The 23,886-nt window shown below is 45.2% G+C and carries 22 protein-coding genes; 5 read left to right on the forward strand and 17 right to left on the reverse strand.

Annotated features, from left to right (window positions below):
• Window positions 1-4: 4 nt before the first annotated feature.
• The 6 genes from AC3WJC_RS10770 to AC3WJC_RS10795 all read right to left on the reverse strand — a co-directional run bounded on the left by AC3WJC_RS10770 (window position 5) and on the right by AC3WJC_RS10795 (window position 6,628).
• Entirely contained in the window at window positions 5-2,017 is a 2,013-nt protein-coding gene (locus AC3WJC_RS10770; RefSeq protein WP_492399109.1) for a thioredoxin domain-containing protein, read from the reverse strand.
• Window positions 2,018-2,175: 158 nt separating this feature from the next.
• Entirely contained in the window at window positions 2,176-3,606 is a 1,431-nt protein-coding gene (locus AC3WJC_RS10775; RefSeq protein WP_492399110.1) for a Glu/Leu/Phe/Val family dehydrogenase, read from the reverse strand.
• A 159-nt stretch (window positions 3,607-3,765) separates the two neighbouring features.
• The gene (locus AC3WJC_RS10780) at window positions 3,766-3,978 is read right to left on the reverse strand and encodes a CcmD family protein (protein ID WP_492399111.1); all 213 of its coding nucleotides are present in this window, start codon (window positions 3,976-3,978) and stop codon (window positions 3,766-3,768) included.
• Window positions 3,979-4,653 (reverse strand): cytochrome c biogenesis protein, encoded by a 675-nt coding sequence (locus tag AC3WJC_RS10785; RefSeq protein ID WP_492399112.1) that lies wholly within the window; start codon window positions 4,651-4,653, stop codon window positions 3,979-3,981.
• Window positions 4,654-4,754: 101 nt separating this feature from the next.
• A complete protein-coding gene (locus tag AC3WJC_RS10790; protein ID WP_492399113.1) occupies window positions 4,755-5,957 on the reverse strand; it encodes a carboxypeptidase-like regulatory domain-containing protein in 1,203 nt (400 codons plus the stop codon).
• Window positions 5,945-6,628, reverse strand: coding sequence for a heme exporter protein CcmB (locus tag AC3WJC_RS10795; protein WP_492399114.1), 684 nt, complete (start codon window positions 6,626-6,628; stop codon window positions 5,945-5,947). Before AC3WJC_RS10795 ends, AC3WJC_RS10790 begins: the two co-directional genes overlap by 13 nt.
• A 74-nt stretch (window positions 6,629-6,702) precedes the next feature.
• Here AC3WJC_RS10795 and AC3WJC_RS10800 point away from each other — a divergent pair, with 74 nt between their 5' ends.
• On the forward strand, window positions 6,703-7,191 hold the full coding sequence (locus AC3WJC_RS10800; RefSeq protein WP_492399115.1) for a methylated-DNA--[protein]-cysteine S-methyltransferase: 489 nt from the start codon (window positions 6,703-6,705) through the stop codon (window positions 7,189-7,191).
• On the opposite strand, the gene AC3WJC_RS10805 is transcribed toward AC3WJC_RS10800, so the two are convergent.
• The 8 genes from AC3WJC_RS10805 to AC3WJC_RS10840 form a co-directional block, all read right to left on the reverse strand.
• Window positions 7,181-9,118: a hybrid sensor histidine kinase/response regulator gene (locus AC3WJC_RS10805; protein WP_492399116.1), complete on the reverse strand. Its 1,938-nt coding sequence runs from the start codon at window positions 9,116-9,118 to the stop codon at window positions 7,181-7,183. The two genes, AC3WJC_RS10800 and AC3WJC_RS10805, sit on opposite strands and share 11 nt — an antisense overlap.
• A 23-nt stretch (window positions 9,119-9,141) precedes the next feature.
• Window positions 9,142-9,708, reverse strand: coding sequence for a chemotaxis protein CheB (locus AC3WJC_RS10810; protein ID WP_492399117.1), 567 nt, complete (start codon window positions 9,706-9,708; stop codon window positions 9,142-9,144).
• A 10-nt stretch (window positions 9,709-9,718) separates the two neighbouring features.
• The gene (locus AC3WJC_RS10815) at window positions 9,719-10,549 is read right to left on the reverse strand and encodes a CheR family methyltransferase (protein WP_492399118.1); all 831 of its coding nucleotides are present in this window, start codon (window positions 10,547-10,549) and stop codon (window positions 9,719-9,721) included.
• Window positions 10,550-10,555: 6 nt separating this feature from the next.
• Window positions 10,556-13,999 (reverse strand): response regulator, encoded by a 3,444-nt coding sequence (locus AC3WJC_RS10820; protein ID WP_492399119.1) that lies wholly within the window; start codon window positions 13,997-13,999, stop codon window positions 10,556-10,558.
• 96 nt (window positions 14,000-14,095) lie between these two features.
• On the reverse strand, window positions 14,096-14,524 hold the full coding sequence (locus AC3WJC_RS10825) for a hypothetical protein (protein ID WP_492399120.1): 429 nt from the start codon (window positions 14,522-14,524) through the stop codon (window positions 14,096-14,098).
• Window positions 14,525-14,531: 7 nt separating this feature from the next.
• A complete protein-coding gene (gene gldC, locus AC3WJC_RS10830; RefSeq protein WP_492399121.1) occupies window positions 14,532-14,861 on the reverse strand; it encodes a gliding motility protein GldC in 330 nt (109 codons plus the stop codon).
• A 9-nt stretch (window positions 14,862-14,870) separates the two neighbouring features.
• Window positions 14,871-15,137 carry a hypothetical protein gene (locus AC3WJC_RS10835; protein ID WP_492399122.1) on the reverse strand — a complete coding sequence of 89 codons (267 nt, stop codon included), beginning with the start codon at window positions 15,135-15,137 and terminating at the stop codon, window positions 14,871-14,873.
• A 6-nt stretch (window positions 15,138-15,143) separates the two neighbouring features.
• Window positions 15,144-16,484 carry a DEAD/DEAH box helicase gene (locus tag AC3WJC_RS10840; protein ID WP_492399123.1) on the reverse strand — a complete coding sequence of 447 codons (1,341 nt, stop codon included), beginning with the start codon at window positions 16,482-16,484 and terminating at the stop codon, window positions 15,144-15,146.
• A gap of 137 nt (window positions 16,485-16,621) precedes the next feature.
• Between AC3WJC_RS10840 and AC3WJC_RS10845 the strand changes: the two genes are divergently transcribed.
• Together AC3WJC_RS10845 and AC3WJC_RS10850 are read left to right on the forward strand one after the other, a co-directional pair.
• Window positions 16,622-17,200, forward strand: coding sequence for an NUDIX hydrolase (locus tag AC3WJC_RS10845; protein ID WP_492399124.1), 579 nt, complete (start codon window positions 16,622-16,624; stop codon window positions 17,198-17,200).
• An 810-nt stretch (window positions 17,201-18,010) separates the two neighbouring features.
• Window positions 18,011-19,357 (forward strand): dihydroorotase, encoded by a 1,347-nt coding sequence (locus AC3WJC_RS10850; protein ID WP_492399125.1) that lies wholly within the window; start codon window positions 18,011-18,013, stop codon window positions 19,355-19,357.
• Here the strand turns inward: AC3WJC_RS10850 and AC3WJC_RS10855 are convergent, their stop codons facing one another.
• Entirely contained in the window at window positions 19,358-19,780 is a 423-nt protein-coding gene (locus AC3WJC_RS10855) for an SRPBCC family protein (RefSeq protein WP_492399126.1), read from the reverse strand.
• A 106-nt stretch (window positions 19,781-19,886) separates the two neighbouring features.
• Entirely contained in the window at window positions 19,887-20,825 is a 939-nt protein-coding gene (locus AC3WJC_RS10860; RefSeq protein ID WP_492399127.1) for a helix-turn-helix transcriptional regulator, read from the reverse strand.
• Between the two features lie 125 nt (window positions 20,826-20,950).
• On the opposite strand from AC3WJC_RS10860, the gene AC3WJC_RS10865 reads away from it, so the two are divergent.
• Window positions 20,951-21,955 (forward strand): glycosylasparaginase, encoded by a 1,005-nt coding sequence (locus AC3WJC_RS10865; protein ID WP_492399128.1) that lies wholly within the window; start codon window positions 20,951-20,953, stop codon window positions 21,953-21,955.
• 41 nt (window positions 21,956-21,996) lie between these two features.
• Window positions 21,997-22,746 (forward strand): copper homeostasis protein CutC, encoded by a 750-nt coding sequence (locus tag AC3WJC_RS10870; protein ID WP_492399129.1) that lies wholly within the window; start codon window positions 21,997-21,999, stop codon window positions 22,744-22,746.
• Window positions 22,747-23,386: 640 nt separating this feature from the next.
• On the opposite strand, the gene AC3WJC_RS10875 is transcribed toward AC3WJC_RS10870, so the two are convergent.
• Window positions 23,387-23,857: an Lrp/AsnC family transcriptional regulator gene (locus AC3WJC_RS10875; protein ID WP_492399130.1), complete on the reverse strand. Its 471-nt coding sequence runs from the start codon at window positions 23,855-23,857 to the stop codon at window positions 23,387-23,389.
• Window positions 23,858-23,886: the final 29 nt, after the last annotated feature.

Raw genomic sequence — 23,886 nt, forward strand, 5'->3', positions numbered from 1 at the left:
GTATTCAGGCTTCAATTTGTTTTAAAGCCTCGTTAACATTGCCGGCCGGTAAGCCGCAGGTTTTGTTACGGCACACAAAAATTTGTGTATCACCGCTAAACTTGCCTTGCAGCAAAGGTAAACTTCCTGCAGTGCCGCCCAACATAATTTTATTAGGAATGTATGTTTTTTCAATTTCGTTACGATAGCTTTCGTGCTCATTGCCGGTTACCGCAACCTCATAAACGCCGTAAACTTCATCAGTAAGCAGCATGATCCAGTTTGAGTAAACCGAGCCATACTTACCCAGGTAAGGCACAATGTTGCGCAGTAACTGGGCCGATATTTCGGTGTACCGTTCTTCATCAAATAATAAGCCCAGTTTTTTAAGGTTACGGGCCATGGTTGAGTTAGATGCCGGGGTAACTCCATCCATTATCTCTGATTTACGGGCGATCAGCATTTCATCATCAGCAGCGGTATAAAAAAATATGCCACCCTCTTCATCATAAAAATTGGTTATGGCCGTATCAGCAAGGCTACGTGCTTTGGTTAGCCATTGTTCATCAAACGTAACCTCATACAGGGTAATAAAAGCATCGATAACATTGGCATAATCATCCAGAAAAGCCAAACCATCGCCGCCCGGAATATCCTTTTTGTATAACCGGGATAATTTACCTGTAGAAGTAACCAGGTTATTTACCATAAAGTTGGCATTTGATAAAGCATACTGCAGATATTTCGTTTCACCGAACGCGCGGTAAGCATCGCAAAGGCCCTTTAGCATTAACCCATTCCATGAGGCTAAAATTTTATTATCCAACCCCGGCCGTATGCGTGTGCCGCGGGCATCAAGTACCCGCCGACGAAGTGTATGCATCTTCTGTTGGAGTTCATCCACGCTAAGCCCAAGATCCACCGCTAATGATTCATCATCCCGGTTACGGAAAAATACGTTGGTGTGCTCCTCTTCCCAGTTACCATCTTCAGTAACATTGTAATAAATATTGAACAGATCCGCGTCCTCACCCAAAATCTGTACTAATTCCTGCCTGGTAAAGGTATAAAACTTACCCTCTACCCCTTCGCTGTCGGCATCAAGGGCGGAGTAGAAACCACCATCGTTTGAGGTCAGTTCACGCAACACAAACTCCGTGATCTCGCCTGCTACCTGCCGGTAAAGCGGTTCGGGTTTCCAAGTATAGGCTTCGGCATACAGGCTTAATAGCTGGCCGTTATCATACAGCATTTTTTCAAAGTGTGGTACATGCCAGTGGCCGTCAACCGCGTAACGTGCAAAGCCGCCGCCTACATGATCGTAAATACCGCCGTAAGCCATCTTTTTCAATGTCAGTTCCACTGCCGCGGCAACTTCGGCATCCTTGCTTAAATGGGCATAGCGCATCAGGCTGATCCAACTGTTAGGCATCGGGAATTTAGGCGCGGCTCCAAAGCCACCCTCTGCCTTATCAAAATATTTTTTCCAGTTGTTGATGATGGTTCGCAGATCCTGAGTGGTGTAATCCGCTTCCTGCTTCGGTATAAAATCAACTGATTCGTACTGGTTGATGCCTTCCGTTAACTTAACAGCGTATTCTTCTGCTTCCTGCGGTTTTTGCTTATAAAAATCGGCCAGGTTAAACAATAACGAAACCCATTCCTTTTTTGGAAAATAGGTACCTCCGTAAATAGGCCGCTGATCGGGCAGGCAGATACAGTTTAACGGCCAGCCGCCGCGGCCGGTCATCAGTTGCACGGCACTCATATATATCTGGTCAACGTCGGGGCGTTCCTCGCGGTCAACCTTAATACAAACAAAGTACTCGTTCATTACTGTTGCCACCTGTTCGTCCTCAAAGCTTTCGTGCTCCATTACATGGCACCAATGGCAGGCCGAGTAACCTATACTCACCAGGATCAGCTTATTTTCGTCCTTTGCTTTTTGCAAAGCCTCCGGTCCCCACGGGTACCAGTCGACCGGATTATTAACGTGCTGTAGTAAGTAGGGTGATGTTGAATTAGCCAGATGGTTCATTTAATATAAATTTGATAGGCGGCAATTTGTTTTAGCGAAATGCAAATCTGAACTAAACGGATGAATACATCATCATGCAAGGGTTATAATTTGCGGTAAAAACAAAGCGCCGCTGCATTACCATGCAACGGCGCTGAAATTGGTATTTGCGACTGTAATTACGGCCAAACACCCAGGTTTTGGTACGATACGGCAATTTTATTGATAGCGCCAACAAAAGCCGCTGTACGCAGGGTGTCAATCTTTTCTATCTTGTAAGTTTCACGAATTTCGTGGTACGAGCGGATCATGGTGTCCTCTAAACCCGAGTTAACCAGCTCCAGCTCTGACGAGCCTTTAACGATGGTTGCACGTTGCGTTGGGGTAAGTGATATACCGGTAATGCCTTCGATCATGTTCACCAGGTTAAGGTTGTTATTTTCCTCAAACCTGCGGTTGATACGACCGAAAGCCACGTGCGAAAGGTTTTTTAACCACTCGAAGTAGGATACGGTAACACCACCGGCGTTGGCATACATATCCGGAATGATGAGGCCTCCTTTGGCGTAAAATATTTCTTCGGCTTCGGGCGTAGTTGGTCCGTTGGCACCTTCGGCAATAATTTTCGCCTGTATGCGGCCAGCGTTCTCAGCAGTGATCTGGTTCTCTAAAGCGGCAGGCACTAATATGTCGCATGGCTGCTCCAGGCCTTCACCTGAGTTTTTGAACTCCTGTTTGGCACCGGGATGACCTAAAATTGAACCGGTTGCTTTGCGGTGTTGAAATACGGCCTCTACATCTAAGCCATCGGCATTATAAATAGCGCCTTCAAATTCGCAAATACCTACAATAACGCCACCGTACTCCTGTAAAAACTTAGCGGTATAAAAACCTACGTTACCCAGGCCCTGCACAATAATGCGCTTGCCCGAAATACCGGTTGGTAAACCTAACTTCTGCATATCCTCGGCAACGCCAACACACTCGCGTATGGCGATGGCCACACCACGACCGGTAGCTTCGCGGCGGCCTTGTATACCATGCAAAGCAATTGGTTTACCGGTTACAGCACCCATGGCATCTAACTGGCCGGGGTTCATGGTGGCGTAGGTATCGGCTATCCAGCTCATCTCACGCTCGCCGGTACCATAATCGGGCGCGGGTACGTCAATACTTGGGCCTATAAAATTCTTTTTAATCAGTTCGACAGTGTAACGGCGGGTGATGTTCTCCAACTCCTGTACGCTGTAGCTTTTAGGGTTGATGCGGATACCGCCCTTCGCACCACCGAACGGCACGTTAACAATGGCGCATTTGTAAGTCATTAGCGCGGCAAGGGCCATCACCTCATCCTCGTTCACAAACTCGCTGTAACGTATACCACCCTTGGTTGGCGATTGATGGTGCGAATGTTCTACACGCCAGGCATCAATAACCTCAAAGCCATTGCCACGGCGTATAGGAAAACGGAAACGGTAAACACTGTTGCATGACCTGATCTGATCGAGCAAACCGGCATCGTGTTTGGTAAACTTAGCGGCGTAATCAAAGTTTTTACATACGTCGCCAAAAAAGTGGGTATTCTGATCTAATAACGAATTATCTGACATATAACAGTTGGTATTAGTTAATAATTGGGTGTTAAAACATGCGCAAAGTTGACGTAAAATTTACCACAACTGCAAATGTTAAAAACCATAGTGTTTTGACTACACTACATAACAACCAACTTAAACCAATGTTTAAACAACATAGGATAAATTTTTGAACTACTTTTGATTTTCGATTTTTTTTAATCTTTTATCAATAGCGAACAGATAAATAGCCAATCCAAGGAAAATAATGACCAATGTGGCCACTACAACGTATATTTTGCCCGAACTGCGCAGGGTATCGGCCATTTCAATATCTACACCGTTTTGAGCGAAAACCATGGTAAAACTCAATAGCAATACAATAAGGGATAATACTTTCTTCATCATTTAATCAAGGGAATTTTGTTTGTACTCTATCAGGCGGATGCGGTAGCGCAGGGTAGCTATCCACACGGAAAATAAGCTCCATGCGATAAATGCCGGATACAATATCCAACGCATTTTATTGTCCATGTCAAGCTTTCCGAAAGCCGGGTTACCACCATTGCCAGGGTGTAGTGAATCCGTCATCCGCGGTAATACCATAATCAGTACGATCAATACCGGGAAAGCGAAAATATTATATATGGCTGATATTTTGGCGCGTTTCTGTTCTTCGTCAATAGCGTTACGCAACACCAGATAGGCACAATAAAGTAAAAAGGCTATAGCGGCGCTGTTTTGTTTCGGGTCGTTACTCCAATACTCGCCCCAGGTATACTTGGCCCACATCATACCGGTTACTAATCCTAATATAAAAAAGAAAACACCCACGTTAACGCATTCGACAGCAATTAAATCGTGCTTCGGGTCTGATGTTTTGAGGTATTTAATACTGTAGATAACCGATATGGTAAACACCGTGAACATGGCCATCCACATAGGCACATGGAAATAAGTATTGCGTATAGTTTCGTGAACGATAGGTAAACGGGGCACGTTTATTAAAAAACCGGCTATCAGCGTGTAAAGGATAACGATAACTGCCAATGCCTTCCACCACCATTGATAAATAAACTTCATAAATTAGCTTGTGGGCACAAATGTAGTAATTTTTAGTGTACAACGCCTGCGCCAGGCTTGTCGGTATTGGGTAACTTTTATGCCAAATTAGTAATGCGGTGTCAATCGCCGGGCATATAATCCAGCGGCAGCAGTTCGGCCAGCTTGGCTTTTGACCATGTGCCCTCCAGCAAAGGCGCGTCCTGTAATACACGGCCGTTCATATCAAAATACAGCACCGGCTTAGAGAAGGTCATTACGCTGGTTTCAAAGTTCTCCATATCCAGCGGGCGGTATAAATCCCTAAAGTTGGTTTCCTCGTGCTTTTTGGTGTAGATCACATAAAGCAGGTATTTATTTACCCCCATGCCGAATATACCGGGGTCCTTGGTTTTAAAAAAGAATTGGTTAAGCTTCAACGGTTCCTTGCCCAGCATTTCATGGTAGTACTTGGGCATGTTTGACATGTTGATCCAATAGTTTGCCGAATCGCGGTTAGTGGTACTAAACCGCTTGATCTTTCGCTGTATTACATCCTCGGGGGCACGTTCGGGGTTAAGCTCGCGCACAAAGGGTTTAACAATAAATCCCTCCTCCTCAAATGTATCCGAATAAACTGAGCGAAAAAAATGCTTGGCTGAGCCATAGTAAGCCTCCTTGCGCTTTTCGCGCCATTTTTGTTTTTGCGATTCGCTGCCGGGCAACTGTTCAAATAACGCCCTGCCCTCGTAAGATACTATGCCGTTAAGTTTATCGGTTTTAAAATCATTGATCATGTATTTCACCCGGTAGCCCAGCGCGCGGTTCTCAACCACCAAAAACTCATCCGTATAAGCCTCCAACAGTTTTTTTGAGCTTTTGTAGGATAGGCTGACTACCCTTGGGTTGGCTACGTAACACTTCTTTGAGTTTTCGGACGTGCCGATGAAATCCTGTTTAAATATCTCGTAGTTCTTTTTCCAGTCGGCATCCGTCATGATGACCACCTCGCGCAACATCATTGATTTTTGGCGGAGATCGATATCCAGGTTAAGGGTTTTATTGCTTACCATAATGGTTTGCACATCCTCCTGGTAGCCTACGCTGGTAACTACCAATTGATATTGCCCCGGCTTAACGCCGCGCAAGGTATAGGTGCCATCATCTGCCGAAGTGGTGCCAAAAGTGGCATTGTTTAAGAACACACTGGCCTTGGCTAAGGGCCGCTTACCACCGGCGGTGGTAATTTTACCGGTAATGGTACCATCCTGCGCAAACGCTGTACTTGCCAATGCAAGCAGGCAAATAATAACCAGCCTGGAAAAGATTTTTCTTAATCGCGCCATAGATAAGGAAATAGCAACAGCGATGTTGCGATAACTATTGCGTTAATGGCCGCCAATGCGCCTAAATGCCCATAGTTAAGGCTTCTATCTAACCCATCCATGGCATTTTTGCTGAAACGGATGAGGATCAGTATTACCGGGATGATAACCGGGAAACTTAATATGGCCATCAGCGTACCGTTGTTACCCGCCTTTGAGGCGATGGCAGAGATCATGGTAAAAACCGTTGAAAAGCTGATACTGCCGATAATAACTGAAGCAAAATACAGTAATGGGTCGCCAACTACGTTCTTAAAAAAAACCACGTACACCATAATCGCCAACGTGCTTAACAGCGACATGAGCAACATATTATAGATGATTTTTGACAGGATGATAGCCTGCGGACTGGCAATGGAATAATAATAAAGCAAACGCCCCTTGCTCTCCTGTACAAAGCTTTTGCCTATGGCGTTTACCGATGCGAAGAGCATAATGATCCAGAACAGCACATTCCAAACTATGGGGTAACCCGTACTGCCCGCAAAGCCTGCGCTCAGGCTAAACGCGATGTAACACACAAACACGGTTGATACCACGTACAGCAGCACGCCGTTAAACGCGTACTTAGAGCGCCACTCCAGCAATATCTCCTTTTTTAACAGGTTAAGTGTTTGATCTATCAATTCCATCAGTTGCAAATATAATAAGCGCAGGTTTGTGATTTACCTTTGCCGCCATATTTAAAAAGCTTTAACTTTACCTTATGCCAGTTAACCTGTTTTACCGTACGCCGCTTGGCATTGCCCGCATTACTGATGACGATGGTTACATCAGCGCTATATCCATACGTGATGAGGAACAGGAAGTAAATGAGCCTGAAACAGAACTACTGAAAACGGCAGCCCGGCAGTTTGACGAATATTTCGCAGGTAAGCGTAAGGCTTTTGATTTCCCGGTTAAACAGGCAGGTACCGAGTTTCAGCAAAAGGTTTGGCAACAACTGTTACAAATACCTTATGGTAATACCATCAGTTACGCAGCATTATCAAACCAGATGAAAAGCCCGCTTGCCATACGCGCCATCGCGTCAGCAAACGGAAAGAATAATTTATGGATAGTGGTGCCCTGCCACCGGGTAATAGGCTCAGACGGCAGCCTTACCGGCTACGCGGGCGGCCTGTGGCGCAAGCAATGGCTGCTTGAACATGAAGCGCGCATTGCCGGTACCGGCCAAACCCGGCTTACTTTTTAACCGGGCTGCTTTTTAACAGCTTATTGATTTTTTCGTGCAGTTGATACGGCTGGAATGGTTTTGACAATACATCATCCATACCCGCGGCCAGGGCCTCTTTCTGCTCATAATCTAACGTAGCGGCCGATAATGATATGATAGGTACCGCGCGTTTAGGGTCTTCAAAGTCCAGCCTGATTGATTTCGCGGCTTGGTAACCATCCATTTCGGGCATGTGGGTATCCATCAGGATCATATCATAATCGTTTTGATTTAGTTTTTCGAGCACTTTACGGCCATTGTCAACAATGTCCGCGCTAACGTTCCAGTCTTTAAGCAGCTTACTGATCATAAACTGGTTCACCATATTATCCTCGGCAACTAAAATACGCACGTTATTGAATGGTAACAGGTTTTCGGTCGGCCTGCGTACCTGCTTTTCCTTTGGCATTTCGGCAAGGTCATACCAGTTTATAAACCTGAACTCGCTGCCCTCGCCCACTTTGCTGCTTACCTTTAGCTCGCCGCCTTTAAGTTCGGCCAGCTTTTTTACGATGGCCAGGCCCAGGCCGGTACCACCATATTTAACTGAGGTATCATCCTCAGCCTGTTCAAACGAATCAAATATTTTTGACAGGTGGTTGGCAGCTATGCCTATACCGCTATCGCCTATGCAAAACTCAATTTTTACCCGGCTGGCGGTGCGTTCAAGTACCTTAACGTTCAGCTTTACAAATCCACGCTCTGTAAACTTAATGGCGTTGCTAAGCAGGTTCATTAAAACCTGATTAACACGCAGCGAGTCAACCATAACATACTCAGGCACATCAGGCGACAGTTCAGAAATAAATTCGATATTCTTTTCGTCTGCTTTAAATTTAAGCAGGCCGTATACCGATTTTACAATATCATGCAAATTATGCGGCGCACGTATAATGCTGAACTTGCCCGCTTCTATCTTTGAAATATCCAGCACATCATTAACTACACCAAGCAATGATTGTGATGATACCTCAAGCAAATTGAGCATATTAATTTGCTGCTCGTTAACCTCGGTTTTACGCAGCAGGTTAGTTATACCTAAAATACCATTAATAGGCGTGCGCAACTCATGGCTCATGTTGGCCAAAAAGTTTTCCTTTATTTTTTTGCCCATCTCGGCAGCTTCCTTTGATTTAATAAGCTGCTGCTGATAACTTTTTTGCGGCGATACATCATTAATATTCAAAAACAGCATTTTATTACGATATGATGCCCGGCATTCGCCCCAGATAATGTTTTTGTTGAAGGTTTCAAACTGAAATTCAAAAACCGCAAACGTTAGCCTGTCCTTAATAACTTCGGCCAGTTTTTGGCGAAAGGCGGATTGATCGCTTTCTATCACCCGGTCAATTATGCTGGCATCAATCAGTTCGGCAGGTTTAAAGCCTAATATTTGCTCGGCGGCGGGGTTTATACTCATAATGCGTAACGTTTGCGCATCAACAGTACAAATTATATCAGCGGAGTTTTTAACTACGGTAGCGTAATTCTGCAACTCCTCGCTTTTTTGCTTGATCTCATCCTGCGAGCGGGCCAGTTGAACAAACGAATCCACTTTGGCTGAGGTGATATAAGGATCAAGCGGTTTATACAAATAATCAACAGCACCTACGGCTAAACCTTTTACCACGTATTTGGCTTCCTTAGATATCGCGGTAACAAATATTACCATGATGTTGCGCGTACGCGGATTTGATTTAAGCATCTCCACCAATTCAAAGCCATCCATCTCGGGCATTTGCACATCGATGAGGGCTATTGATATCGGGTTTTCCCAGGCAATTTTGAGGGCTTCGTTAGGGGATGTTGTAGAGTACAAGCGAATATCATCGCGCTTGAGTAAAGCTTCAAGTGCAACAATATTCTCTTCTCTGTCATCTACAATAAGAATATTAACAGGAGTCATTCGCTAATTGTGTAGGGGTATGGCTAATTTCGTATTAATTGTATAATATCGTCTGTCGTCAAAATGTATTCGGCGGCGTCCAACTCAATTGCCGAACGGGGCATTTCTGCCATTTCAGCTTCCGCGGGGTCCTGAGCAATAGTAAGCGACCCGCACTGCCGCAATTTCAGCAAACCTTCAGCACCATCCTGGTTGGCACCTGAAAGTAATATCGCGGCGCAACGCCCTTCAAAAATTTCGGCAGCGCTTTCAAAAGTTACATCAATTGAGGGTTTTGAGTACCATACAGGGTCAGAAACGTCAAGACTAAAATAGCCGCCCTTTTCGATCAATGTATGGTAATTGGCCGGGGCTATGTATATCGTGTTTTTGTTTAGCTCGTCCTTGTCCGCAATTTCCTTGAGATATATACGAGAATGATCTGCAAAGAGTTTTTCTATTTCACTAAAAAAGTTCTTTTTTCGGTGCATAATCAAAATAATTATTTTATTTATGTCCGCGTCCATACTTTTTACCAGCGTAAAAAACAGCTTGAACGACCCGGCAGAACCACCAATTAAAAGCACTTCTGCCTTTTGCCAACGTTGCAATATGTGCGTATCAAGTGCCAATTTTCTGATATATATTTTCTTTAGCGTTTATTACCTTAAACTTTTTACGAAACACTTCAGACCGTATGGTTTCCTTTGACCCGAGACATAAAAAGCCATGTGGTGCAAGGCTGTTGTAAAAAAGATCGAGTATGCGCTCCTGCAGCGGGTTATCAAAATAGATGAACACGTTGCGGCAGGTAATCAGTTGAAACTCATTAAAAACCCCGTCAGACACCAGGTTATGTACCGAAAACAAGGTATCCTGCTTTAACTCGCTATGTATGGTAGCGGCATCGTACATAATAGTAAAATGATCGGTAAGCGAGCCTTTTAAACCAGCCATCACATAGTTTTCGGCATAGCTTTTTATTTTACGAAAACTGTAGATGCCTTTACGGGCCTCCTTTAATACTTCGGTATTAATATCTGTTCCGTAAATAAAGCATTTTTGTTTGATACCTGCTTCGCGCAGCAATATGGCTAAGGAGTAAACTTCCTCGCCTGATGAGCAACCCGCCGTCCAGATCTTGACATGCTGATAGGTGGACAGGTAAGGCAAAACCAGCTCGTTAACCGAGCGGTAAAAGTTGGGGTCGCGAAACATCTCGGTAACGTTAACCGTAACTTCCTCTAAAAAATGCTGAAAAAACCCATCTTCATTAACCAGCCTGTGTTTTAAATCATAAAACGAAAGCTTTTTCAGGCTCATTATACGGCTTACCCGCCTGGTAAGGGATGCCTTGCCATAGTCATTAAAATCAAAGCCGTGCGCCCCTTTAATCAGGATGATCAGCTCATTTAACTCTTCGGGCAATATTCCGCTTATCTGTACCTTCATTATCTATTAGCTCTCCAGCCAAAGCTGCATCAGGGCTACCAGCCTGTCCATATCAACGGGTTTGGTAATGTAATCATTAGCACCTGCAGCAATACATTTTTCACGGTCATCCTTCATGGCCTTGGCTGTTAAAGCAATTACAGGCAAGCGGGCCCATTTGTTTTGCTTACGTATCTGCCGGGTGGCTTCGTAGCCATCCATTTTCGGCATCATAATATCCATCAGCACAATATCAACATCGGGCACTTCCTCTAATTTGGTTAGCGCTTCCTCGCCATCATTAGCTATTTCTACGTGCATATCATAGCTTTGCAGCGCACTGCTGAGGGCAAATATGTTACGCATATCATCATCAACAATAAGCACTTTTTTGTTTTTAATAACATCCTTGCCTTTTGATATTGATTTCGATTTTGATGAAGCACCGTCGCCATCTGATTTTGATGATTCCGTTATTTTATTCAGGAATAAATTAACCTCATCGATCAACCGGTCTGACGATTTATTGGTTTTGATCACCATGGCATTAGCGTACTGCATCAGCCTGGTTACCGAGGTCTTATCAAGCTCCATAGCGGTATTAATGATTACCGGTAACTCCAGGAACTTATCAACCGCCTTAATTTTATCCAATAGGTCGAGCCCTGAAATATCGGGCAGGTTAAGGTCAAGGATCACGCACTGGTACTCATTTTCATGCAGCATCCTGAAGGCTGATTCGCCGTCAAAGGCCTGGTCAACCTCAATACCCTGCGCCTGCATCATATCCTTTAATGCCTGGCTTTGGGCCTGATGATCCTCAACCAATAATATCTGCTTGAATTTAGAGCCGCTCTGCTGCATAATATCCGTAAACAGCTTATCGAGCGCATTGGTATCAATAGGCTTTTTCAGGAAGCTGATGGCCCCTTCGCGGCGTACACGGTTGGCGGCGGCCTCCCCTGCCGACATTAAATGCACCGGTATGTGCATCGTAGCTTCATCGTGCTTTAACTCGCGCAATATCTGCCAGCCATCTTTACCGGGCAGCATAATATCCAGTATCACCGCGTCGGGCTGATTGTCCTTGATGATCTGTACGGCATTAGTACCCTCATTCACCATGATGGATTTATAGCCATGATCGCGCGAGTAATCCTTTAATATGTCAGCAAAGTTCTTGTCATCCTCCACTATAACCACCAGTGGCTCAGCATTTGGCTTTTTAGCCAGTTGCGACGCAGGTTTTAAAAATTCTTTAGGCGGCGTAAATGTTTCAACGGTTGGCAGTACATCTTCATCAGCACTTTTGGTTTGTTCTGCCGCGAAAGGTATGGTAAGGGTAAATTCACTACCTAACCCCGGCTCGCTTTGCAAGGATATATTACCACCCAACAGGAAGGCCAGCTCACGGCTGATTGATAGCCCCAAACCGGTACCGCCGTATTTACGGCTGGTTGAACCATCGGCCTGCTGGAAGGCTTCAAATATCAGTTTCTGTTTTTCGGCAGGTATGCCGATGCCGGTATCTTTAATATGGAAGCTGATCGTGCCGGCAAATGTATTGGCTGATGCGTTTACCATAATGCTGCCGTTCTCCTGCGTAAATTTAAACGCGTTGGATAGCAGGTTTTTTATAACCTGCTCAACCCTAACTTTATCAGTAAATATGGTTGGCGGTGTATTGGCCGCTCCGCTTGTTGTAAAACTGATCTTTTTGTTAACGGCAACCTCGCCAAACATCATCTCCATATCCTTCAGGATATCACTCACCCGCACATGCTCATTTTGCATCTCAAGCTTTCCTGACTCGATTTTAGAGAGGTCAAGTATATCATTGATCAGCGTAAGCAAATCATTACCGGCGTTAAATATTACGCTGGCATATTTTATCTGGTCTTCGCTCAGGTTGTCTGATTTATTGTCTTTAAGTATCCGGGCCAGCACCAGTATACTGTTAAGCGGCGTACGCAGCTCGTGGCTCATATTAGCCAAAAATTCCGACTTGTATTTACCGGTTGTTTCCAGCTCATCAACTTTAAGGTTGATGGCCTGGCGCGCTTCCTCAATAGCCTGATTCTTTTCTTCAAGCAGGCTGGCTTTTTCTTCCAGTTCGGCGTTGATGGTACGCAACTCCTCCTGCTGTACACGCAGTTCTTCTTCGGAGGCTTGCAGCATTTCGGTTTTGTTGAGCAATTCCTCGTTGGTAACGCGCATTTCTTCCTGCTGCGCTTCCAGTTCCTCGGCCTGCTGCTGCACTTCCTCAAACAGATCATGCATAATGGTGCGTGCCTGCGCGGTATTAACGGCTATACCCACATCATTGGCTATAGCGATGATATAGTTGCTAACCGCCTCGCTAACCGCGCCCTGGTAGGCCAGTTCCATAACACCTTTTAGTTTTTTATCATAAAAGAAAGGCACCACAAAGCTTTCTACCAGTTCATGCTGTAATACGGAGGTTGATAGCTCAAGCTTGCTGTTAAGCTTACCCTTTACCAAAGCCGCTTTTTGCTCAACCGCTACCTGGCCAAGCACCCCTTCGGACATACGGATGCTCTTTTTAAGCAGATCCGGGTTATGGAACGCGTAAGAACCATACAGGTCGAGCCTGTCGTCCTGATCGTTAAGCAAATAAAAAGTACCGGTTACCGCTTTGGTATAATTGCATAACTCGTTGATGATGTTAGCAGCAAGCTCCTTCTCGGTTTGCTGGCCCTGCATGGTTTCATTGAGCTGCGCGGTGCCGGTAAGCAACCAGTTTTTACCCTCATTTTCACGCAGTACCACCCCTAACTGCACATTGGCATCGGTAATATCCTGCTCAATTTTCTTTTGGCGATTAAAGGTGCCTTGAATATAATAGAACAGGATGATAATGATTATTAAGAATACAGCCGAACCTACCACTATGATAAAAATGGCTTGAGTAGACGAAGCCTGTGTAGCATTTTTACGTTTAACCAGTAAAGCCTGCTCGGTTTCAACAACGGTTGTAATAACCGCGCGTACCTTATCCATATTGGCTTTGCCATTGATAAGCATATCATTAGCTACCATGTAGCTCAGCCCCTTATCGTCGCGGGTTTTAATGTTATTACTTAGTATGCCGAGCTGATTGCCTATCAGCTTATATAAAGCCTCAACACGTTTTACCTGTACCGGGTTATCCTCAATAAGTCCGCGCAGCTTATCCAAATCGCTTTCTATACTTGGCAAAGCCGAATTATAGGGCTCTAAAAATGGTTTTTTACCGGTAGCGCAATAACCGCGCATACCTGTTTCGGCATCAACAAGTTGCTGCAACAGGCTGGTTGATGTTTTAATTACTTGCTGCGTATGCTCAACCTTAACGTTATCATCCTCAAGCTGATTAATGCTTGTGTAGGATAGTATGGCAACAACAAAAACCAGCAGTATGGATATCGCGAAGCCTGCAAGTACCTGGTTACGGAAAGAAAATTTTAACATTGATCGGTTTATTTACTGCAAATATGTTTAAAAAAAGCTGAGATACTGTAATACGCAAAACACTGCAAAAGGTTAAACGCATCTGCCGGTATTTGCTTACGAAACAACTTCGTTACCGGGGTTTATCCTCACCGGTTTTTTACTTAATAGTATTGATAAGCACAGCACAACCCCGGTAAACAGTACATACCACCCCCACTTAAATTTTATTTTCGAGGTGAGATACGCCGCTACCGACGACATAGGCAAAAAGCTGAACGAAGTGTGAACCTTTAAATATGCCCCCACAAATAGCAGCGCGGCAAGTGCCAGTGTGCCCCAGGCAGCAAGCCTGGCAACTTTAAGCTGATTGAACACCACCCCGATCATGCCGATAACCGCTACCAGCAGTATCACGATGCCGAAGGGCTTATTCATATCATAAACATTCATGCTGAACAGACCGAACGGGCGCAGCATGGGGCAATAGGTTGCCGCTATCACTATAATAAAACCTACAAGAGAAAGTAATGAAGGTATGCGCATAACGGTATTATCGGGTTATTTCCATTTTTTCGGCAAAGTGGGCGCAATAGTCGCGCAGGTCTTCCACAATATTGGTTTCACCGGTGGCACGTAAAAAGCTGTCGCCCATGGTTTGCAGGGTTTCGTAAAAAAAGCGTTTCATTTCGTCAACCGGCATATCCTTGGTCCAAAGGTCAATACGCAGGGTGTTTTTAAAATTCTGATCCCACAGGGCAAGCATAATTGATTTTACCGGCAGCGCCTCTTTATTTGCCGAGTCGGTAGACTCCCATAAAATATTTTCGGGCACGTTGTTATCATCCAGTTCAATAGTCAGTTTTATTTCGGCTTTTTTCATTTTTATAATTTATTTAACAAGTAGTAATAGTATAATAACCAGTGCTATAAAGCTCATCTCTATGATCCATAGCGTGCGGGTATCCTTAAAAAAATTGCGAAAGGTGATATCCAGAAAGGCCACCACAAAGGCGAACAACAAAAATATCCAAACAATGGTACCGCTCCAGCTTTCGTACTGGCTGCCGGTTATGCTTGCTCCGTATACCCAGATATAACCTGCAAGCACAATTAAAAATGCCGAGGCGATGTTTAATGGTGTTATCCTGAATTTCATCAGTATCTATTTTCGTTTTGAAGAGCGTTTGGTGCTCAGTTTTTTGGCTACGCGAGGATTTCGCTTTGCCTTTTCGGCCTCGAATTTTTTCTTTTGGTTCAGCGTCTTCTTCTCGTGGAAAGCTCCTTTAAAGTCAGGGTTTTCACGGCGCTTTTGCATGTCGATCTCTTTAGCCTGATCCTGGCGCTCCTCGTACGGGGTTTCCTCTATAAAAACATCAGCCGGGATAGTCTGCACCGGTATCTGCTGCCTGATGAGTTTCTCCGCCTTGCGGATATAATACTCCTCGGCCGGGTTACAAAAGGTAATAGCCTCGCCCGATTGATAGGCCCTGCCTGTACGGCCGATGCGGTGCACATAATCCTCGATCACTATCGGCACGTCAAAGTTAATTACATGGCTCACATCATTCACATCAATACCGCGGGCTGCCACATCGGTAGCAACCAGTATCTTTACCTCATCAGCCTTAAAAGCGTTGATAGAGTTGATGCGGGTATTCTGCCCTTTATTAGCGTGCAGTACCCTAACCTCATTCTCTTTATACTTACGCGATAAAAACCTGAACACGTCCTCTGCCGATGTACGTGTTTTACAAAAGATGATCAGCTTTTTGATCTCGCCATCCTCTTCCAGCAGCTTTTTAAGCAGGTTTATTTTGGTTTTGATGTTGGGCACGTAATACAGCTTTTGCGTTACCGTTGCGGCCGGTGTGGCCTGCGGCGTAACCTCCACCACGGTTGGGTATTCCAGGAAGTTGGCCGATAGCTGGTGTATCTTGTCAGACATGGTGGCCGAGAACAGCAGGTTTTGCCTTTTGCGCGGCACCACCTCTAAAATGCGGTTAAGCTGCGGCATAAAGCCCATATCCATCATTTTATCAGCTTCGTCAAGCACCAGCACCTGCAGGTTTTTGGTAACAATATGCCCCGCCAGGTAAACATCCATAAAGCGGCCGGGCGTGGCTACAATAATATCAACGCCTTTATTTATATTCTCAATTTGCGTTTTGGGGCCTATGCCGCCGTACAGTACCACTACCCGCAGATCGGTGTAGGTGGCGAAGGTTTTAACATTCTCTTCTATCTGTAAGGCCAGCTCGCGGGTTGGCGCTATAATTAATGCCCGCGCATCTTCACCCTGCGCGTATTTCAGCTTCATGATGATGGGCAGCACATAGGCGGCCGTTTTGCCCGTTCCGGTTTGGGCAATACCCATTACATCCTGCCCGTTGGCTATTGGCGGAATAGCCTTTTGCTGTATGGGCGTAGGCTGCTCATAACCGGCATCTGTAATGGCATTTAATATCTGCCGGTTAAAATCAAAATCATCAAAGGTTGCTGCCATGCCGCAAAGATAGTTTTTTCTTTTAAGGTGCGCTTACCCGCGATAACACCACCCGCTATTTGATGATATGATGATAAATAGCCGTTTGTTCGGCCGTAATTAATATTTTAGGCCAATAATCAGCCTGAAAATAAAAAATGACCGATAAAGAAATAAAGTCGTGGAAGCTATTGAGCGAAGAGAATGTTTCGCCAAGCCCGTGGTTCCCCATACTAAAACATGCTGTTGAATTGGCTAACGGCACTATTGTTGACGATTATTATTTTTCGCCCCTCGGCGATGTAGTACAGGTGCTGGCCATCACCAAAAACAACGAGGTGGTATTGGTTGAGCAATACAAACATGCCCTAAGCCAGGTATTGCTTGAATTACCCGGCGGTATGCAGCAAAAAAACAAAAGCATCGTTGAATCGGCAATGAACGAACTGGAAGAAGAAACAGGCATTAAAGCCACCGCCGACCGCCTGATACCCATGGGCAAAATAGCCAACAACCCAACCAAACTAAGGCAAATTACCTACGGTTTTGTTCTGTTTGACGCGGAGTTTAACTCCGAACAAAAGTTAGATATTACCGAAGATATACGGGTGCTCACCCTACCCGCCCCCGAGGTATTACAGAAAGCCATCAACGGCGATATCTGGGTAACCGACTCTCTCAACCTGATATTTAAAACCGCGCTGGCTTATCCCGAAGTTTTTGGTTTGAAGCGATAATAGTTTTTTTGAAAGATAATTACTTGTCCTAAACTTCTTTTGTACGAACAAAAGAAGCAAAAGTCGCCGGCTACGTCCTGCCCGGTGAAAGTACCTGCTTAGGCTATGCCTGTGCTACTCCGGGCATTACTGATGCCGGAATTTTAGTATATTTAGGGGTTGTGCTTTGTTTAGTTCTTCATGTATAACAAAATATTGAAAGCACAAACCTCTCATAAGCTATTATTCCGGCCTTTTAATTTTCGGGTAGCACTGATGATGCACTGCCTTTCACAGAAAATTAAACAGCCGGCGATTTTTGTTTCTTTTGTTCGTACAAAAGAAATTCAGGACAAGTAAAGAATACGCTATGAAGTGCTTTGATCAAGAAGTTGTGCTTTGACATTATCAGTCTGCTCTTGGCCGCAGAGGCCAGTTACTTTGTCTTAGACACAAAGTAACCATACTAAGCGTAGCGATCTCATGAACGCCTTAAAAAACAAATAATGATGTGAATAACGTCAAGCCGGAAAAAACCTTCAGCCGCACAGGCCATACTCCCTGGCCCGGTTTTCCGGCAGGCTGACGCTCATCTAACTCTTAACAAAGATCCATTAAGATAAACGCACAAACCGCAAATAACCTAATATACCGGCATTAGTAATGCCCGGAGTAGCACAGGCATAGCCTAACAGATACTTTCACCGGGCAGGACGTAGCCGGCGATTTTTGTTTCTTTTGATCGCTCAAAAGAAATTCGGGACAGGTAATAAAGCGATAACTAACTGACTTACTTGATTAGCAAATCGTAATTTTAATATCTTTGCTCCCATGGCATCCATCCTGATAAAAGCAGCTACAATTGTTAACGAGAACAAGCAATTCATTGGCGATATCCTGATCAAAGACGGTTTTATTGAACACATTGATACCAGTATCGACGCTAAGGCTGGTACTGAGATCAACGCCGGGGGGCTGCACTTGCTGCCGGGCTGTATTGATGACCAGGTGCATTTTCGTGAGCCTGGGCTAACGCATAAGGCCAATATCTTTTCGGAATCAAGGGCGGCGGTTGCAGGTGGTATCACCTCTTTTATGGAAATGCCGAACACCGTACCTAATACGCTTACGCAGGATCTATTAGCCGATAAGTATGCCATCGCCGCCAATAGCTCACTGGCTAACTACTCGTTTTTTATGGGTGCCAGCAATGATAACCTGGACGAAGTTTTGCGCACCGATGCATGCAACGTTTGCGGTATCAAGGTTTTCATGGGGTCATCAACCGGTAATATGCTGGTGGATAACCGCACTACGTTAGAAAATATTTTTACCAACTCGCCCATGCTGATCGCTACGCATTGCGAAGACGAGGCCACCATCAGGCATAACCTCAACCATTACAAAATGACGCTGGGCGAAGAAAATATCCCCATATCATTACACCCGGTGATCCGTAGCGCCGAGGCTTGCTACCTGTCATCGTCACTGGCGGTTGAGCTGGCTAAAAAGCATGGCACCAGGCTGCACATATTGCATATATCAACCGAAAAGGAAACACACCTATTTGATAACAGCATCCCGCTGGCGGATAAAAAAATTACGGCTGAGGCCTGCATACACCACCTGTGGTTTAGCGATGCGGATTACGAAACCAAGGGCAACCTGATAAAATGGAACCCGGCCGTTAAAACCGGCGCCGACCGCGAAGGCATCCTTAAAGCGGTGTTGGATGGCCGTATTGACGTTATCGCTACCGACCATGCCCCGCATACTATCGAAGAAAAAGCGCAGCCATATATGCAGGCACCATCAGGCGGCCCGCTGGTGCAACACGCCCTTACGGCCATGCTGGAGCTTTACCACCAGGGAAAGATCACCCTTGAGCAAATAACAGAAAAGATGGCACATAACGTGGCCACCTGTTTCCGTATTGACAGGCGCGGATTTTTACGTGAAGGTTACTGGGCCGATATGGTATTGGTTGACCTGAACAAACCGTGGACGGTTGAAAAGGACAATATTTTATACCAATGCGGCTGGAGCCCCTTTGAAGGATCTACCTTTAAATCGAGCGTGGTAAGTACCATTGTATCGGGCAACCTGGTATGGGATGGCGGCCATTTTGTGAACCATCACCTGTCCGGCCAGCGCATGGCGTTCAATCCGCAGGCTTAATTACTCGATCAGTTTTTTAAGCTCGGCCATCAGGGCTTGCCAGTTGTGTTCGGAGTGTTGTTTCTTCTCTTCGTCGGCAATGTTTTGCTGCGTAATGGTAAGGCGGGTACCGCCATTGTTGTCGCTAAGGCGATAGCTTACTACCTGGTAGTTTTCGGGCACATCTTCCGTTCCCGACATGCTGCTCCAGTAAGTGTATTTGGCAAATTCGCCGGGGATAACTTCCAGCACAGTGCCTTTGTCCTTATAAACAACACCATCCCACTCTCCTGTCCAGATTATCGGGCTGCCGATGGTCCAGTCGGTAATGAGTTGTGTGCCAAAAAAGTATTGTTTAATTAAAGCGGGGTCAGTAAGTCCTTGCCAAACTTTTTCTTTGGATGAAGTAAAGTCAACAGTGGTGGTTAAAGTGATGTCTGTCATGATGATGGTATGTTATGGTAATATGTACAACAGCTTAATTGCTGTTTTGTGCAAAAAAACATCCACCGGGTGACAACCCTATGTCAACAGTAAAATTTATAGAAATTTATTTTTTAACGATGGCCTGTGCGATCTCCTGAATACGGTCCTTTAAAACATCGGGGGTAACAATGGCAGCCATATCGCCGTACATCATAAACCAGCGGGCAAAACCTTCAATGGAGGTGGTTAAAAAGGTCATCTCCCACTCATCACCATCTTCCTTTTCGGACACGAAGCCGTTGTAGTACTTTTGGCTGGTAAGGTATGGGTAAACCCGCTTTTTTATACGCATGATCACGGTTTCCAGCTTATGCTCGCGGGCGGTTTGGGCAATATAATCCTTGAGCGACGGATGCTGGCCCGCGAAAACATCATCAGTAATACTGATACCTTTTATACGGTCGAGCCGAAAATCGCGGTAATCGTTACGCATACGGCAATAGGCTATCAGGTGCCAGTAACTCTCCAGGTAGTAAATGCCCACCGGCTCAACCATACGGTTGGTTTGCTGCTGGCTGTGCATGGCAAAATAATCAAGCGCGAGTATGCGTTTTTGCGCAATAGCGTTCAATGTGGTTTGGATGTGATCCTGGTTGTCGGCCCCGCGCTGGCTATGGCTCTTAATAACGGCTATGCTGCCATCCAGATCCTCCAGCGTATTTTTTTCAGCCGTACGCAATATGGCGCGTATCTTATCCATGGCCGAGCGGTGTGATAGCGTGGTTGAATTATCCGTCAGCTTTTCGATGAATTTTTCGGCGGTTAAAAATGCCGTGGCTTCGTCTTTGGTAAACATAACCGGCGGCAAACGGTAGCCATCCATAATGGAGTAGCCTACGCCGGCCTCGCCCATCAGCGGTACACCGGCTTCTTCAAGGGTTTTAACATCGCGGTAAACCGTACGCAGGCTGATGCCAAAACGCTCGGCAATATCAGCAGCCTTTACCACCCTGCGTGATTGTAGCTGTATCAGGATGGCTGATATTCGGTCGATACGATTCATCGCACCGAAATTAATTAAAAAAGGTTGGTATAACGGGGTGTTTTTACCAACAGCCGTCCGGGTAAAAAATCGCTTACATTTTACACCAATCCGTTGCCGCTAACATATTTTAAGTATATTGAACCATGTTATCGCGTCGAAATTTTATTAAAATATCATCTGCAAGCGCTGCTTGCGCCTCAATATCAACAAGTTTTGCTAAACCATTAAGCCTTGCTGCTCCTAAATTGCCGGTGGTAATATCTACCTGGGATTTTGGCATTGCCGCCAACAAAGAGGCCTGGACCATTTTAGGCAAAGGCGGCCGCGCGCTGGACGCGGTTGAAGCAGGCGTAAAAATTCCAGAGGCGGATTTAACCAACCATACTGTTGGCCGCGCTGGTTACCCTGACCGTGACGGCCATGTAACCCTTGATGCCTGCATAATGGACGAAAAGGGTAATTGCGGCTCGGTTGCGGCCATGGAATACATTGCGCACCCCATAGAGGTAGCACGTATGGTGATGGAAAAAACGCCGCACGTAATGCTGGTTGGCGAGGGGGCTACCCAGTTCGCGGTTGAGCAGGGCCTTAAACGGGAAAAGCTGCTCACGCCGGAATCTGAAAAAGAATGGAAAAAGTGGCTTGAGACTAAACAGTATAAGCCCGTAATGAATATTGAGAACAGCCAGAAACCGGGCAACCAGTATAACCATGATACCATTGGCATGCTGGCCATTGATGCCAAAGGCAACATATCAGGCGCATGTACTACCAGCGGTATGGCTTTTAAAATGCACGGCCGTGTGGGCGATAGCCCGATCATTGGTGCCGGATTGTATGTTGATAACGAAGTGGGCGGTGCTACCTCAACCGGTGTTGGCGAGGAAGTGATCCGCAACGTGGGCAGCTTTTTGGTAGTAGAACTGATGCGCCAGGGTTACACGCCCGAAGCAGCCTGTAAAGAAGCTGTTATGCGCATCGTAAAAAAGAAACCTGATACCGCTAAAGAAATACAGGTGGGCTTTTTAGCTATCAACAAAAAAGGTGAATACGGCGCTTTCGCCCTGCAGGATGGCTTTAGCTATGCTGTTTGCGACAGCGAGAAGCAGGATAAGCTTATCAAAGGAAAGTACTATTATAAGAAGTAATCATATTATAGTAGTATATTTATAGTTTAGCAAATTCCTGAATGATATCACTTGAAGTATGCGCCAACTCCACCGTATCGGCAGTGGCGGCGCAGGAAGGCGGCGCGATACGCGTTGAACTATGCGATAATTTAAGCGATGGCGGTACTACCCCATCAGCCGGGCAAATATTGCTTGCCCGCAAACTGCTCCACATTAAAATATATGCGCTTATACGCCCCCGGGGTGGCGATTTCCTTTACAACGACCTGGAGTTCGAGATCATGAAAGCCGATATACGGTATTGCATTGAAGCCGGCTGCGATGGTGTAGTGATCGGCATGCTAACACCCGAAGGGCATGTAGACAAACCCCGCTGCAAAGAGTTGGTGGAAATTGCCAAACAATGGGGCCTTGGTGTAACCTTCCATCGGGCTATTGATATGGCGGCCGATATTCACCAGGCTTTAGAGGATATTATTGAGATAGGCTGCGAGCGCGTGCTTACCTCGGGCGGTAAAACCACCGCTATTGAGGGTGCAAGCGTTATAGCCAGCCTGGTGCAGCAATCTGCCGGGCGCATCAGCATTATGCCCGGTTGCGGTGTCGACGAAAATAATGTGAACGATATTGTGCGCTTTACCGGTGCTAAAGAAGTGCACTCCACTGCCAAAACAAGAGTAAGCAGCCACATGCTTTACCGTAACGACCATATATTAATGGGCAACGCCGATGTGGATGAGTACAGCGTAATAGTTACCAATACCGATCGGGTGAGAGCAATATTAGCAGCAGCTAACAAAGAAGAATAACTTTGTGTGCTACTATATTAAAATGAAAAAGCGGAAATTGATCCGCTTTTTCATTTTAATAACTTTCCCAATACCAGTTAGTTCCCCATCCGCCCGATTGATCTGTTATTTTTAATCTTTGTCTATGTGAGCAATTTTTACATCGCCGGTAATTACCGTCATCGTTATAAAGCCAACTATGCCAGCCTAAATAACACCTTAGTTTTTTCATTATGTTGTCGTAATTTGTAGCAAAAAATATGGCGTGGACTATATATCTTCAGCCGCTACAGGGTTACGACGCCCTACCAGACACAAAGACAAAGCCACGCCACTACTGGCGTACTTAATGCTTTGTATTGTCTGGTGCTTTGAGGTCGTAATTCGTAGCAGCAATACTAAACTCAGTACAATTTTTTGTTGAAGATTGGTTAATAGGATGGCAATTTCACAATCGCTTCAATTGCCATCCATTTACTTTTCTTCACAGTATCATTCCACCTAAAGGCGGTTATTTATCTCCATATAGTCAATTTAAATACTAATTTAACCTTTAGCTTTACCAAAAGGCCACTGAATACATATACGCATTAGATGCGGAATAATATTCAGTGTATAAATTAAAAGAATAATATACTTTTAATCTGCTTAATAAGACAGATCAATACTCTAAAGGAATGATAGGTTCCTTTTTATTGGTTGACATGATCATCATGGTGTGGAATGTTTTTACCACACCAATACGGCTTATCTTGTCCATGATCAGGCGCTCGTACGATTTAATGTCGCGCACGTAAACCTTTAAAAGAAAATCGCACTGCCCGGTTACGTGGTGGCATTCGGTTACCTCTTTAATATTTTGTATTTCCTCTAAAAAAACCTGGATGGTATTGCTCTTATGAAAATCGAGCGATACCTGTATAAAGGTTTTAATGCCAAGGCCGAGCTTTTCCTCATCTACCAGGGCATGATAGCTTTTTATATAATCCGAATTTTCGAGTTTGCGCACACGCTCCAGGGTTGGTGCCGGCGAAAGCCCTATCTCGTTTGAAAGCTGAAGGTTGGTTATCCTTCCGTTTTCCTGTAAAATCTTTAGTATCTGTAGATCTATTTTATCTAATTCGGCAGCCATGGTGGTACAAATATATACTATAAAAATAT

The sequence above is a fragment of the Mucilaginibacter sp. FW306-07-L genome (genome assembly GCF_058782065.1).

Excerpts from the sequence above, each read along its gene's own strand:
- AC3WJC_RS10770 (WP_492399109.1), bottom strand. The coding sequence starts at position 2,017 with ATGAACCATCTGGCTAATTCAACATCACCCTACTTACTACAGCACGTT.
- AC3WJC_RS10775 (WP_492399110.1), bottom strand. The coding sequence starts at position 3,606 with ATGTCAGATAATTCGTTATTAGATCAGAATACCCACTTTTTTGGCGAC.
- AC3WJC_RS10780 (WP_492399111.1), bottom strand. The coding sequence starts at position 3,978 with ATGATGAAGAAAGTATTATCCCTTATTGTATTGCTATTGAGTTTTACC.
- AC3WJC_RS10785 (WP_492399112.1), bottom strand. The coding sequence starts at position 4,653 with ATGAAGTTTATTTATCAATGGTGGTGGAAGGCATTGGCAGTTATCGTT.
- AC3WJC_RS10790 (WP_492399113.1), bottom strand. The coding sequence starts at position 5,957 with ATGGCGCGATTAAGAAAAATCTTTTCCAGGCTGGTTATTATTTGCCTG.
- AC3WJC_RS10795 (WP_492399114.1), bottom strand. The coding sequence starts at position 6,628 with ATGGAATTGATAGATCAAACACTTAACCTGTTAAAAAAGGAGATATTG.
- AC3WJC_RS10800 (WP_492399115.1), top strand. The coding sequence starts at position 6,703 with ATGCCAGTTAACCTGTTTTACCGTACGCCGCTTGGCATTGCCCGCATT.
- AC3WJC_RS10805 (WP_492399116.1), bottom strand. The coding sequence starts at position 9,118 with ATGACTCCTGTTAATATTCTTATTGTAGATGACAGAGAAGAGAATATT.
- AC3WJC_RS10815 (WP_492399118.1), bottom strand. The coding sequence starts at position 10,549 with ATGAAGGTACAGATAAGCGGAATATTGCCCGAAGAGTTAAATGAGCTG.
- AC3WJC_RS10820 (WP_492399119.1), bottom strand. The coding sequence starts at position 13,999 with ATGTTAAAATTTTCTTTCCGTAACCAGGTACTTGCAGGCTTCGCGATA.
- AC3WJC_RS10825 (WP_492399120.1), bottom strand. The coding sequence starts at position 14,524 with ATGCGCATACCTTCATTACTTTCTCTTGTAGGTTTTATTATAGTGATA.
- gldC (WP_492399121.1), bottom strand. The coding sequence starts at position 14,861 with ATGAAAAAAGCCGAAATAAAACTGACTATTGAACTGGATGATAACAAC.
- AC3WJC_RS10835 (WP_492399122.1), bottom strand. The coding sequence starts at position 15,137 with ATGAAATTCAGGATAACACCATTAAACATCGCCTCGGCATTTTTAATT.
- AC3WJC_RS10840 (WP_492399123.1), bottom strand. The coding sequence starts at position 16,484 with ATGGCAGCAACCTTTGATGATTTTGATTTTAACCGGCAGATATTAAAT.
- AC3WJC_RS10845 (WP_492399124.1), top strand. The coding sequence starts at position 16,622 with ATGACCGATAAAGAAATAAAGTCGTGGAAGCTATTGAGCGAAGAGAAT.
- AC3WJC_RS10850 (WP_492399125.1), top strand. The coding sequence starts at position 18,011 with ATGGCATCCATCCTGATAAAAGCAGCTACAATTGTTAACGAGAACAAG.
- AC3WJC_RS10855 (WP_492399126.1), bottom strand. The coding sequence starts at position 19,780 with ATGACAGACATCACTTTAACCACCACTGTTGACTTTACTTCATCCAAA.
- AC3WJC_RS10860 (WP_492399127.1), bottom strand. The coding sequence starts at position 20,825 with ATGAATCGTATCGACCGAATATCAGCCATCCTGATACAGCTACAATCA.
- AC3WJC_RS10865 (WP_492399128.1), top strand. The coding sequence starts at position 20,951 with ATGTTATCGCGTCGAAATTTTATTAAAATATCATCTGCAAGCGCTGCT.
- AC3WJC_RS10870 (WP_492399129.1), top strand. The coding sequence starts at position 21,997 with ATGATATCACTTGAAGTATGCGCCAACTCCACCGTATCGGCAGTGGCG.
- AC3WJC_RS10875 (WP_492399130.1), bottom strand. The coding sequence starts at position 23,857 with ATGGCTGCCGAATTAGATAAAATAGATCTACAGATACTAAAGATTTTA.